Raw genomic sequence first — 13,074 nt, forward strand, 5'->3', positions numbered from 1 at the left:
CCGCTCCATATGTCGCCATATGGGTCAGACTATATCATCAACCATAAATTATTATGGTTGCTCAGCGTTTAGTCGTTGAAGGGTCAGCCACGACTTCCCTGCGGATTGTCTGGTAGGCTATTAGCCAACACTCTTACATTTTTACCCGATAACTTGTTGGCAAGACAAAGGTAGTAAGAGATACGCCAGGGTTTCCCGCATATAGCTAAGTTTACGCAGCGCTCTTACGAACACTGGGGGCAATGATTTTACCCGTTGGAGCAACAGTTAGCAAATGTGAGTTCCTTATTCCATTTTCTAATATAGATTGACGAACATCTTCAGGCATTTTTTTCATATATCCTGTATCGATGAATGCTTGACGTAGTCGGTTTGTTTCTTCGCGTGTTTCACCGTTTAAGAATGGGAAACTTCCCTTTTCTTTTGCTAGTTCCACTGATGTTTTATAGGCAGTAGTCGCAATTACTTCAAAAACTTGATCAACAAGTTCATTTCCTTTTTCTGAACCGTACACTGTTTCACAGTAAATAAGCATATCGTGTAAGCCCATTACACCAAGACCTACGCGGCGCTCACGAAGAGCCTGCTTCTTATTTTCTTCAAGGAAGTATGGTGTAGCGTTAATAACGTTATCCTGCATTCTAACGCCAACTTCTACTGTTCTCTTTAACTTTTCAAAATCTACTGTTTTTGTCTCTTTATCAGCCATTTCTGCAAGATTAACAGCTGCAAGGTTACAAACAGAAAATGGTGCGAGAGGTTGTTCTCCACAAGGGTTGGTAGCTACAACCTGTTGACCATATGCTTTTGCATTTGTCATGTCGTTGGCATTATCAATAAAGAAGATTCCTGGTTCTGCAGAGTAAGTTGCGCAAATGTTTATTAGATTCCAAAGTTCTTTAGCTTTAAATTTCTTATATACTCTTACTTTGTGGCCAAGCTTTTCCCACTCACGAACGTCTCCAACTTTATGCCATTCTTCATTGTAAATCTTCATTTCCTCTTTACTATAATGTTCAACATTTGGAAAACGAAGCTCGTAATCCCAATCATTTTCAACAGCTTCCATAAATTCTTTTGTCAAACAGATAGAAATATTTGCACCTGTAAGGAATTCTGAATTATGAACGGTGTAGTTACCACCAGTTTGAAGCTTTTCTTCCGCCGCAGCAATGATTTCTTCACCAAACCCACCAGTACCTGGAATATGTTTATAATTAACAATTCCCTGATACATTGCCATTTCCTGTGCAGTTAATGGAGTGAATTTAAGTTTGTCCTTAGCATGTTTCTTAATTGTTTCATCATTTGTATTATCAATTAAAAATCGTAGAATTCTTGGGTTTTGCATTTTTGAGATAATAAATTCAATAATGTCTGGATGCCACGTAAATACCGTCCTTTTCAGGATATTTACTCTGCCTTTATTTGCAGACGGACTAGACTATATCATCACCCTCAGCTTAAAACTGTTAGGGGCCGGGCGCTTATGAGAGTTTATTGTTGGGACTCACTCTCTAGTCGTTTAACCTTCGCCATAACCTTTGCCCTATGACGCTTGGCTGCAGATTGTCCAATACTTGCAATTTTTAAAGCATTCACGCTCACCGTTTCCAGTCACGTTGTAGCTTGCAAGTCTCTAAGGATTTTCCCGCAATTCACCCGATTTTCTAGTCATTCATTTTCTGAATGACGCGGACTAGTGCATCTATAAAATTAGTTTCTTTTCCAAAGGTCGTTTCATGGCATTTTTTACAAAGAGTTATTCCATTTGATAAATCAAACTGTTTTTCAGGATATTTCTTTTTAGGGTAGATATGATGGGCAGCAATTTGCTTAGAAATAGATGTACATCCAGGCATTTTACATTTGTAATTATCACGAAGATATACTTTCTTCCGCCATTCTTTATATTCCGCAGAATCTGTAATATCCTCTGTTTCAATTCTATTCTTTTTGAGAAAGTCTTTATAACAAGCACGATTACAAAAGCTTTTTTGACTCTTATTGTAAACAGAAACAACCTTCTCAATTTCCTCTTCACAATTAGGACAGTTAAAAATGATTCTATTTTTTATCCTACTGTCTCTTATTTTTTGAATAGAAATGTCTGAGCGTTTTTTCCCTCTACTAGGTGCACCTTTGTCGATTGCGTTGTGTCCTCTAAGTTCCCATCCAAAAAATAAAATTCTATCTAAAATTGTGGTGTAACTTACATCTAATTCATTGGCAATTACTGTATACCCTTTTTGCTGTACAATATATTGGTCATATAGCCAATCCTTATTGTCATATATTTGGTCTCCTAGCTTTAGCCTATGTTTCCTAATTCCAAATCTTCTAAGACGACCCTTAATTTTACTATTTGTATACCCTGTTTCATCTGAAATACCCTGAATGGTTTGATTATCAATAATATACCTTTGATAAAGAAACTCTTTAGTAAGATTTAACATGATTGACCTCCTCAATCAAGAACATACGTTCTAGTTAAATAATACCAAAGTTTTATCTTATTGTCACTTTATTAATCCGCTAACATTATCATCTGAGCTCCGCGTCTCGAACCACCTTGTTCTACTAAGTGAGTCAATTTCGCAATATCATCTAACCACGAAACGGAACCAGATGATTTTCCATTTACGCCTCTTGCTAAGGTGTTTCTTGGGCGTAATGTTGATCCATTTGTTCCAACTCCGCCACCGCGGCTCATAATCTCCATAACCTGTTTACGGTGATCAGATATACCTTCACGCGAGTCTGGAACAAAAGGCATTACGTAGCAATTAAAGAAAGTTACATCTGTTTCAGCCCCTGCTCCATAAAGCACACGGCCTGCTGGAATAAAATTCATCGAAACGAGTTCATTGTAAAACTTTTCAAACCATTCGATTCGCTTCTCTTCTGTTTCTTCAACTGAAGCAAGACCAGTTGCATTTCTTTTCGCAATCTGCTCATAAAACAATTCTAGAGGTTTCTCGATCACATCTAACGAGCGCCATATCAATCCTGTTGCGGATTCCTCCGGGTCATCAAGGACACCTCTAAATTCCTCGTCAACTAAAACCTTTGCTTTTTTACGCTCCCAATCTATTTCCATGATGTATCCAAGACCGCGAGCTGGGAATTTTGGATCCTCTTTTATTGTGAGTACAACAAAGTCGCCATTTGTTAGGGTTATTTTTGCAGTGTCTTTGAAGGTGTAGCGGTCCAACATGACCAAGCGTGAAACACCCTTATGAGTTATTTTCATATCTGGTGTTACTGGGTGCACCGGAGGGAATAAGTGGATATCCTCATTCAACCTTTCAAAATCAATATTCATTTTTTGTCTAAAAACTACAGACATGGAAACAACTCCTTCAAAAATTCTATATCTTGTATGAGATTCTAGTAGTTATGCTATATCTAGCTGACTTGATATAAATAAATTAACACGATAGGAAGTATTAATCAATATATAGTACCGAAAATATTTTCAACACCACTATATATTGTGTTTTATACAAAAAACACTTAGTTTGTCAAACTTAAAATAAACTAGAAACAAGAGAAAAGGTAAGATATCTTTTAGATTTCGGCAAAATACAGGAAAATTTAACAAATTTCGCAGGTTGCGATTTTTAAATGAGCAAAATTTACAGTAATAAAGGAATTAAGGTGATTATCGAGAATATAAAAAAAGGTATACTTAATAAATAAACCTTTAAGAGGAGGAAAAAATAGATGCTAGCACATATTGAAAAAGTTGAAAGCGGATATCGTGCCACATATGAACGCCATCTTAACCATCCTGTCGAGGAGGTATGGTCCTATCTAACCGATAACGAGAAACTGCCAAAATGGTTTTCTGAGCTGCGTGTAGATGAACTTCGTAAAGGCGGAGTAATTAAATTTGATATGGGGGATGGAACATTTGATGAGCTTTCTATCCTAGAATTAAAAATCAATTCTGTTTTTGAATTTTCCTGGTGGGCAGATACCGTTCGTTTCGAATTGTCCCAAGAATCAGGAGGCTCTTCATTGCGATTAATAGAAAATATACATACGATTACTGACCATACCCCAAAAGACCTAGCAGGTTGGCATGTCTGTTTAGATGTGATTGAAGCATTGCTAGACGGTAGGGCCATTGAACGTAAAGAAGAATGGAAAATCTGGTACGAAAGATATGGTAACGAAATCGAGAAAGTAACTCTACAATAACAGCTAAGGCGGACTCATTATGTCCGCCTTTTTTTGCCAATAATATTTTTAGATTTGTTTTTAATTTCTAATTCGTAGTTTATGAGGTCCGTTCTCTTTGATTACTCTTCTTTTTAAGCTTCATGAACCCTTTATGAGGCCCATTCTCTCTGATTACTCTTCTTTTTAGGCTTCATGAACCCTTTATAAGGCCCATTCTCTCTGATCATTCTTCTCTTTAGGCTTCATGAACTCTTTATGGTTTTTCCTTCTTAAATTCCCAATTCTAAAAAAAGCAATAAGTTAAACTATCTTTTAAAATTCCACTCATCATTTTCATAACGCTCTTTTGCTATCTTGTTAACGTATGCAAGTTCTTCTTCCGTTAACTGATAAGATTCTAGTTCGATATTTAGCCCCTCTGCAAAACCTTTATAAAAAGCTTCTTTTGCTTCGTCTAATGTAATCCTTCTAGAACTAATTTCATTTATCGCAACTGCCTTACTTTTAAACGCTGATTTCATCCGTTCCTTTACTCTCTCACTTGGATACTTGAACAAACGAAACAGCTTATCTTCATCTAAATCTAAAAGGATTGAACCGTGCTGGAGAATGACTCCCTTTTGCCTAGTCTGGGCACTTCCGGCAACCTTACGACCTTCGACAACAAGCTCATACCAGCTAGGTGCATCGAAACAAACAGCCGAACGAGGATTCTTAAGTGCACTTCTTTCTTCATCCGTTTTTGGTACTGCAAAATAAGCCTCAAGCCCTAATTGATGAAAGCCTTTTAGGATGCCTTCAGAAATCACACGATAAGCCTCTGTTACCGTCTTAGGCATTTCTGGATGCTCCTCTGAAACAATTACACTATAGGTAAGCTCATGCTCGTGAAGCACTCCTCGTCCGCCTGTCGGCCGTCTTACAAAACCTAATCCATGAGCTTTTACAGCTTCTAAGTCAATTTCCTTTTCAACCTTTTGAAAATATCCGATCGATAGTGTTGCCGGTTTCCAGCCATAGAAACGAATCACAGGCGGTATTTTTCCTTCACTGTGCCAATCAAGCAGAGCTTCATCTAATGCCATATTAAAAGAAGGAGAACAATTCCCTGAATCTATAAAACGCCATACTTCTTTGCTCATTTAAAAAACCTCATCTTTATGTAGTTTACTCTCGTTTTAGTCTACCAAAATCTGATAGGAATTCAAAACAAGATGTTTCTGATATAATAGTGAGAGAAAAAGCGAAGTATTTTGTCGTTTTTTCTTTATCTTTATTGTTTTGACTTATATAATAAAACATAGTGTTACAAGCTTGAAAGGAGCAAAAAGAAATTGAATTCACTTTATACCCTAATTGTCATTATTGTAGTAGTTTTGGCTTATTCCGTTTTCAACTATTTTTATCAAAAGAAAATTGTTAAAACGGTTACAGAAGAGGAGTTTCGTGCCGGTTATCGAAAAGCGCAGCTAATCGATGTTCGTGAAGCGAACGAATTTGATGCAGGTCATATATTGGGAGCAAGGAATATCCCCGTATCTCAATTAAAAATGAGACTGAAGGAACTTCGTCCAGATTTACCTGTATATCTATATGATCAAAATGGTATGCGCAGTGCTCGTGCGGCGCAAATGTTATACCGAAAAGGTTATAAGAACCTTACCCAGCTTCAAGGCGGCTTTAAAAAATGGTCTGGTAAAATAAAAGCAAAAAAATAAACCAAAGCGACTTCCCATTTAGGGAAGTTTTTTTTATTACCAAACACTTTATCTGATTGTTACCCTATTTCTGTCCCGCTTGATTTACGGGCACAATAAACCAATTATTGTTACCCTATTTCTGTCCAGCCTGATTTACGGGCACAATAAACCAACTATTGTTACCCTATTTCTGTCCGGCCTGATTTACGGGCACAATAAACCAATTATTGTTACCCTATTTCTGTCCCGTCTAATATACGGGCACAATAAACCTTATCCGAAAAAAAGGACCAGATTCAGCACACTGAGTCTGGTCCTTACTATTACTATGCTTTTTGATACCTTAAAATAGGTTTGCGAGCAGCTGTTGCTTCGTCCATTCGGCCAACAACGGTTGTATGTGGGGCTTCTTGGACAATTTCAGGATTCTCCTCTGCCTCTTTGGCAATTTGAATCATGATGTCAACGAAAGAATCAAGAGTCTCTTTTGATTCTGTTTCCGTCGGTTCGATCATAATACACTCTTCCACATTTAATGGGAAGTAAATGGTTGGTGGATGGTAACCAAAATCAAGCAGGCGTTTCGCGATATCCAAGGTGCGAACACCTAATTTTTTCTGACGTCTGCCGCTCAATACAAATTCATGCTTACAATGCTTATCAAATGGAAGATCATAATATTCAGCTAGTCTTCTCATCATATAGTTTGCATTTAATACCGCATACTCGGTTACCGCCTTTAAGCCGTCTGGCCCCATTGAACGGATATAGGTATATGCACGAACATTAATTCCAAAGTTACCATAGAAGGGTTTCACACGGCCAATAGATTGCGGACGGTCATAATCAAACACATATTCATCCCCACGCTTAGCAATAACTGGTTTTGGTAAGAACGGAATCAAATCCGCCTTAACACCAACTGGACCTGAACCAGGACCGCCGCCTCCATGTGGACCTGTAAAGGTTTTATGAAGATTTAAGTGAACGACATCAAATCCCATATCCCCTGGTCTAGCTTTTGAAAGAACAGCATTTAAGTTTGCACCATCGTAATAAAGCTTACCACCGGCACCGTGGACAATTTCAGCCATTTCTACAATGTTTTCTTCAAAAAGTCCGAGCGTATTTGGATTTGTTAACATTAAAGCAGCTGTGTCATCGCCAACCACTCTTTTTAAATCTTCTAGGTCTACAAGACCATGTTCATTTGATTTTACCGTAATGGTTTCAAGTCCTGCGACCGTAGCTGAAGCAGGGTTTGTTCCATGCGCAGAATCTGGAACGATAACCTTTGTACGCTTCAAATCTCCATTTGCTTCATGGAAGGCACGAATCATCATCAAGCCCGTCCATTCCCCATGAGCACCTGCTGCTGGTTGTAAAGTGACCTCGTCCATCCCAGTAATCTCAATTAAATGCTCTTGCAAATCATACAACAGCTCAAGAGCACCTTGGACAGAGCTTTCGTCCTGCAATGGATGAACATGAGCAAAACCGTTAAAACGAGCGACATTTTCATTGATTTTCGGATTGTATTTCATTGTACAAGAACCCAATGGATAGAAACCAGAATCCACACCATGATTTCTCCTTGATAAAGCAGTGTAATGACGCATGATATCAAGCTCTGAAACCTCTGGAAGCCCTGGCTCCTCGCTGCGTAAATATCCTTCAGGTAGAAGGCTGCTTAGGTCAAGTTCAGGAACATCTATTTCAGGGAGGCTGTATCCAATTCTGCCTGGTGTACTAGATTCAAAAATGAGTGCCTGGTCTTGGTTATGCATGCAAATCCCCCACTTCTTTGACAAGAGTATCAATTTCTTCCTTCGATCTTTGCTCCGTTACAGCAACCAACATATGGTTTGCAAGCTCCGGATAATCGCGTCCTAAATCATAGCCGCCAATAATTCCTTTTTGTAACAGCCCTTGATTGATCTCTTTTACTGGTTTGTTTAATTTCACAACAAATTCATTAAACGAGTGACCCTCATAGACAACTTCAAAGCCTGCTTCTTTAAATGTAGTTCTGGCATAGTGTGCTTTTTGCAAGTTCGCAGCTGCCATTTCACGTACACCTTTTTTACCAAGGGCTGTCATGGCAACCGAAGCAGCCAAAGCGTTTAACGCTTGGTTGGAACAAATATTCGATGTCGCTTTATCACGACGGATATGCTGTTCACGAGCTTGTAGTGTTAATACAAATCCACGGCGCCCTTGATCATCTGTAGTCTGACCGACAAGACGTCCTGGTACCTTACGCATTAACTTAGTGGTTACGGCAAAATAACCGCAGTGCGGGCCGCCAAACGCAGTAGGAATTCCAAACGGCTGTGCATCACCGATGACAATGTCAGCACCAAACTTACCTGGAGGTGTTAAGACCCCAAGTGAAAGTGGATTACTCGAAACGACAAACAATGATTTGTTGGCATGGATAATTTCTTCAAGTTCCTTTAATGGCTCTATTCGTCCGAAGAAGTTGGGATACTGAACGATGACAGCAGCAACCTCTTCATTCGCCAAATCTTTTAAAGCCTCAATATCTGTTATACCGTTAGAAACAGGAACCTCAATCACTTCAAGATACTGTCCTTTTGCATACGTTTTGAGGACTTCCCGTGATTCAGGGTGGACTGCTCCTGAAACAATGATTTTCTTTCGTTTTGTATGTGCTGCACTTAACATGGCTGCTTCAGCTAGAGCGGTGCCGCCATCATACATGGATGAGTTTGCAACATCCATGCCTGTTAACTCACAGATCATCGTCTGGAATTCAAAAATCGCTTGAAGCTCACCTTGCGAGATTTCCGGCTGATATGGTGTGTAAGCTGTATAAAATTCAGAACGGGAAATTACATGATCGACGATGACAGGCATATAATGATCATATACTCCTGCTCCTAAAAAGGAGACATTTCTTTTTAAATCAGCATTACGAGAAGCCATATTGAATAACTCTTTCATTAAGGCCGTCTCTGATTTTGCAGCTTTAATATTGTATTCGCCTTTAAACCTAACTTTTTCTGGGATATCACTAAACAATTCATCAACGGAGCTAACACCAATTGTTGCAAGCATTGCTTTTTTATCTTCTTCAGTCATAGGTAAATAACGATGTTTCATAAACCTATTCTCCCCCTCTTGTTTACTTTCCTCGTTTATAAAAAGGTGTTAGTATGATCTTTGCCTTTAAACGTTTTCCGCGAATTTCAACCTCAAGTTCTGACTCAAGTTCAGTATGTTCGCTTTTAATAAGAGCAAGTCCGATATTTTTTTTCAAAGACGGTGACTGTGTACCAGTCGTAACTTCACCGATTAGCTCTTCACCTTTATAGACAGGATAACCATGACGTGGTATACCACGGTCAATCATTTCAATTCCAACTGATTTTCTAGCCGTACCCTGTTCTTTTTGTTGCTTGAGTGCTTCTTTTCCAATAAAATCAGCTTCTTTATTTAGTTTAACTGCAAAGCCAATTCCTGCTTCTAATGGAGAAATATCAGGTGATAACTCTTGACCATAAAGTGCGAGTGTCGCTTCAAAGCGCAGTGTGTCCCTGGAACCTAAACCACATGGTACAACGCCTTCCTCTTTTCCTGCCGACAGAATCGCCTTCCAAAGTTCAACAGCGTCTGATGAATCACAATATATTTCAAATCCATCTTCTCCGGTATAACCAGTTCGTGATACAAGAGCGTTTTTACCGTTTATTTCCACTTCCTGTTGGAACTTAAAAACGCCAATTTTACTTAAATCACTTCCGGCTAACTTTTGAAGAACTTTTTCGGCAAGAGGTCCTTGCAGCGCTAACAGTGCCATTTTCTCTGAAAGATTCTCTATTGAAACCTCTCCATCTAAATGGTTTTCCAGCCAGCTTAAATCCTTCTCAATATTCGATGCATTCACCACAAGTAAATAATGATTGTCTTCTATTTTATAAACGAGCAGGTCATCTATAGTGCCGCCGTTTTCATAGCACATCGCATTGTATTGTGCTCCGCCATTTTTAATTTTTGAAATGTCGTTTGTCAACATCTTTTGCAAGTAATTTAAGCTGTCTGGTCCTGTGACGATGACCTCTCCCATATGAGAAACATCGAATAAGCCAGCTCTTGTGCGGACTGCTTCATGTTCTTCCTTGATACTTGAGAATTGGACAGGCAGCTCCCAGCCGCCGAAATCAACCGTTTTTCCACCATATTCCTTATACACTTCATATAGCGGAGTGCGCTTTAATTCAGTCATCATAAATCCCCCTTCAAACAAGATGTTTTTCAGTTGTATTACCAGTTTTTTACTCCTAGCTTAAAAAACAAACAAAAAAGGACAGAAGCCCCCCTTTATCAAAAAAGAAGGTCTCTGTCCTTGCACCTGAAAGTTTACCTAAGCCGGCTTTCCCCTTTGGTGGCTGCTCTTATAGTCAGCACTCTCCAGAGTTGCGTCAAACAAGAGTTCTTTTGCCTGAGAGATTCACACATTGTGCTTGCTCCTTCGGCGCTACATTTGTAGTCTCTCCCCTTGTCATCATTCGCATTATAATAATTTTGGATTCGGGTCATACTAAAATATACATCTAAAAAAAATTATTTTATTACAATATTTTAAACTTTCAAAAGCTATATCCATCCTACCATTAAATCATAGCGGTGAGCAATAAATTTTGTGCAAAAAGGAGCGGTAACCATGACAGTTCAAATTGAATTTGATTCCTCCTGGCAGGATGAATTTTTACATAGGATCGAGAACGATGGACCATGGGGAAATAGGGAGCTGTTTAAACTAGCCGTTGGAGTTGAAAAACATTTAATTATCCCTGAATTTGAAGGCTTACAAGCACCAAAGCATTTACCTAATCTTACACCACTTCCACATCAGCTCGAAACAGCAAAACAAGTGATTGAGAATATGAACGGAAAAGCGATTCTTGCTGATGAGGTTGGACTTGGTAAAACAATCGAAGCTGGCCTCATTTTAAAAGAATACATGATTCGTGGACTCGTAAAAAAAGTCCTTATTCTCGTACCGGCTTCTTTGGTGACACAGTGGTCATATGAACTGAATAGTAAGTTTTTCATTCCAGCAATTTCTCAAAAGAAAAGCTATGTATGGGAGCAGTGTGATGTTGTTGTCTCATCCATTGATACAGCTAAACGTGAACCTCACCGTGAAATCATTAATAAGCAGGACTACGATTTAATTATTATTGATGAGGCACACAAACTTAAGAACAATAAAACAAAAAACTATGAGTTTGTTCAAAATTTGAAAAAGAAGTTTTGTCTGCTTCTCACCGCAACTCCCATTCAAAATCGAATTGAGGAAATCTTTAATCTTGTATCCCTATTAAAGCCTGGCCATTTAGGCAGTGAAACGCAATTCTACGAAAAGTATAAACGGGATGCCCGCTCCTTAAATGATAATGAACATTTAAAAGAGCTAGTAAATAAGGTGATGATTCGAAATCGTCGTGCCGATACTGGGATTGAATGGACCAAAAGGCATGTTGAAACAATTGCTATTGAGTGTACTCCACAAGAAAAAGAATTATATGAAGCCATTACCAATTTGAAAAGCGAAGGCGACTGGGTACAAACAAGTGCTTTCTCTGTTATGACCTTACAGCGCGAAGCATGCAGCAGCCGGGAATCCGTATTTTATACACTACAAAATATGCTGCGAAAAAAAGAGAATCCAACCAAGGCATTCGAGGAGCAAATTCAATATTTAATTTCTAAAGTCGAAGCCGTTCAAACGAACTCAAAAGCAGAAAAAGCATTGGAATTGATTAAAAAAATTAATGATAAAGTCATTATCTTTACCGAGTACAGAGCAACCCAAATGTATTTGCAATGGTATTTAAAACAAAATGGAATATCATCTGTTCCGTTCCGCGGGGGATTTAAACGAGGAAAAAAAGACTGGATGCGCGAGCTTTTTCAAAAACATGCACAAGTCTTAATAGCGACAGAAGCTGGCGGGGAAGGAATTAACCTCCAATTCTGTAATCATATTATAAATTTTGACCTACCATGGAATCCGATGAGGCTTGAGCAAAGAATCGGGAGAATTCATCGTCTCGGTCAAGAAAAGGACGTAATGATCTATAATTTCGCGATCCAGAACACCGTTGAAGAACATATATTAAAGCTTCTATATGAAAAAATTGAACTATTTGAAAAAGTTATCGGCGATTTAGACGATATTTTAACAAAGTTAGACTTCGGGAGTATTGAAGATCATTTAATTGATATATTTGGACAATCCTGTTCCGAGGGTGAAATGCGCATAAAAATGGAAAACCTCACGTCGATGATTGATTTGGCTAAGGATATGCAAAAGGAGGATTCACATGCAGCAGCTGGAAATTCATAACTTTCTCACTCGCTATTTTCAAGCTAATGAATGTGAAATAACAGAAAATGGTCCTGGATACTTAACCGTACAGTTAACGATTGAACTTGATAAGGAATTAATGAATCGACCATTTTATTGGCACTACTTAGAAAAAACCGGTGGGATTCCAAATCCAATGAAGTTAACGTTTATTACGAACCCACAGATAGCACCAGAACATATTAAGGGGGAAACCGTTCATTTTGGTTCTCCTCGTCTGCACCAAATATTCCAATCAACTAAAAAGCTTGCAAGCTACATTCGGCTATATGAGAACCATCAAAATAGCAATCAGCAAACTCCGTTAATGCCATGGCTGTGTTTAAATGTTAAAATTTCATATCAATGTGACCGGAAACGAGATATTTATAAATCAATAGGCTTGCAACTCATAAATGGACAAATGGTGGAGGATTTTGATGAACGTCTGCAAAATGTTCAACTGACACCGAAAATCCCCGACTATTCCTTTACATTATCACCACTTGTAAAACCCAAAAGTGGTTTATCAAGAATCGAAAACTATCTGACAGCCATGATTGAAGGCGATGATCATTCCTGGGCGGAGGATGCGAGGAAGCGCTGGGAGCAGGATTTACGGCTTTTAGACCATTTCTACGAAGATGTCGAGGTGGAAAATGTAAATTATGAAACAGAGAAAAAGGCATTACAGGATCAATACGAGCCAAAAATAAATGTATCGTTTATTAATGGCGGTTTGTTTTATTTAACTGATAAGGCGGTTTAACAAGAAAAGCGGAAGCGCCTTGACCAGGGGCGACAGGCATA

At 38.6% G+C, this 13,074-nt stretch carries 9 protein-coding genes, 2 pseudogenes and 1 riboswitch; of the genes and pseudogenes, 4 read left to right on the forward strand and 7 right to left on the reverse strand.

Annotated elements, in window-relative coordinates:
* Window positions 1-250: 250 nt before the first annotated feature.
* The 3 genes and pseudogenes from BLR86_RS03850 to BLR86_RS03860 all read right to left on the reverse strand — a co-directional run.
* Window positions 251-1,387, reverse strand: a pseudogene (locus BLR86_RS03850) (ribonucleotide-diphosphate reductase subunit alpha); the annotation flags it as partial.
* Between the two features lie 283 nt (window positions 1,388-1,670).
* Window positions 1,671-2,456 carry an HNH endonuclease gene (locus tag BLR86_RS03855; RefSeq protein ID WP_090758488.1) on the reverse strand — a complete coding sequence of 262 codons (786 nt, stop codon included), beginning with the start codon at window positions 2,454-2,456 and terminating at the stop codon, window positions 1,671-1,673.
* Between the two features lie 74 nt (window positions 2,457-2,530).
* Window positions 2,531-3,349: pseudogene (locus BLR86_RS03860) on the reverse strand (ribonucleotide reductase N-terminal alpha domain-containing protein); the annotation flags it as partial.
* A gap of 377 nt (window positions 3,350-3,726) precedes the next feature.
* Here BLR86_RS03860 and BLR86_RS03865 point away from each other — a divergent pair.
* The gene (locus BLR86_RS03865) at window positions 3,727-4,206 is read left to right on the forward strand and encodes an SRPBCC family protein (RefSeq protein ID WP_090758490.1); all 480 of its coding nucleotides are present in this window, start codon (window positions 3,727-3,729) and stop codon (window positions 4,204-4,206) included.
* Between the two features lie 287 nt (window positions 4,207-4,493).
* Here the strand turns inward: BLR86_RS03865 and BLR86_RS03870 are convergent, their stop codons facing one another.
* On the reverse strand, window positions 4,494-5,330 hold the full coding sequence (locus BLR86_RS03870) for a lipoate--protein ligase family protein (protein WP_090758492.1): 837 nt from the start codon (window positions 5,328-5,330) through the stop codon (window positions 4,494-4,496).
* A 192-nt stretch (window positions 5,331-5,522) separates the two neighbouring features.
* Between BLR86_RS03870 and BLR86_RS03875 the strand changes: the two genes are divergently transcribed.
* Entirely contained in the window at window positions 5,523-5,906 is a 384-nt protein-coding gene (locus tag BLR86_RS03875) for a rhodanese-like domain-containing protein (RefSeq protein ID WP_090758494.1), read from the forward strand.
* A gap of 308 nt (window positions 5,907-6,214) precedes the next feature.
* Here BLR86_RS03875 and gcvPB read toward each other — a convergent pair whose 3' ends face one another.
* Genes gcvPB through gcvT form a run of 3 tightly spaced genes read right to left on the reverse strand, consistent with a single transcriptional unit; the run spans window position 6,215 to window position 10,137 of the window.
* The gene (gene gcvPB / locus BLR86_RS03880) at window positions 6,215-7,675 is read right to left on the reverse strand and encodes an aminomethyl-transferring glycine dehydrogenase subunit GcvPB (RefSeq protein ID WP_090758496.1); all 1,461 of its coding nucleotides are present in this window, start codon (window positions 7,673-7,675) and stop codon (window positions 6,215-6,217) included.
* On the reverse strand, window positions 7,668-9,014 hold the full coding sequence (gene gcvPA / locus BLR86_RS03885) for an aminomethyl-transferring glycine dehydrogenase subunit GcvPA (RefSeq protein ID WP_090758498.1): 1,347 nt from the start codon (window positions 9,012-9,014) through the stop codon (window positions 7,668-7,670). Before gcvPA ends, gcvPB begins: the two co-directional genes overlap by 8 nt.
* A gap of 22 nt (window positions 9,015-9,036) precedes the next feature.
* Window positions 9,037-10,137 (reverse strand): glycine cleavage system aminomethyltransferase GcvT, encoded by a 1,101-nt coding sequence (gene gcvT / locus BLR86_RS03890; protein ID WP_090758500.1) that lies wholly within the window; start codon window positions 10,135-10,137, stop codon window positions 9,037-9,039.
* Window positions 10,138-10,331: 194 nt separating this feature from the next.
* A riboswitch (glycine riboswitch) is annotated at window positions 10,332-10,420 on the reverse strand.
* Window positions 10,421-10,575: 155 nt separating this feature from the next.
* Here gcvT and BLR86_RS03895 point away from each other — a divergent pair.
* Both BLR86_RS03895 and BLR86_RS03900 read left to right on the forward strand, forming a co-directional pair.
* The gene (locus tag BLR86_RS03895) at window positions 10,576-12,264 is read left to right on the forward strand and encodes a DEAD/DEAH box helicase (RefSeq protein ID WP_090758502.1); all 1,689 of its coding nucleotides are present in this window, start codon (window positions 10,576-10,578) and stop codon (window positions 12,262-12,264) included.
* Window positions 12,242-13,033, forward strand: coding sequence for a YqhG family protein (locus BLR86_RS03900; RefSeq protein ID WP_090758504.1), 792 nt, complete (start codon window positions 12,242-12,244; stop codon window positions 13,031-13,033). Before BLR86_RS03895 ends, BLR86_RS03900 begins: the two co-directional genes overlap by 23 nt.
* Window positions 13,034-13,074: the final 41 nt, after the last annotated feature.

The organism is Bacillus sp. OK048 (assembly GCF_900103525.1).
Classification (GTDB): domain Bacteria; phylum Bacillota; class Bacilli; order Bacillales; family Cytobacillaceae; genus Neobacillus.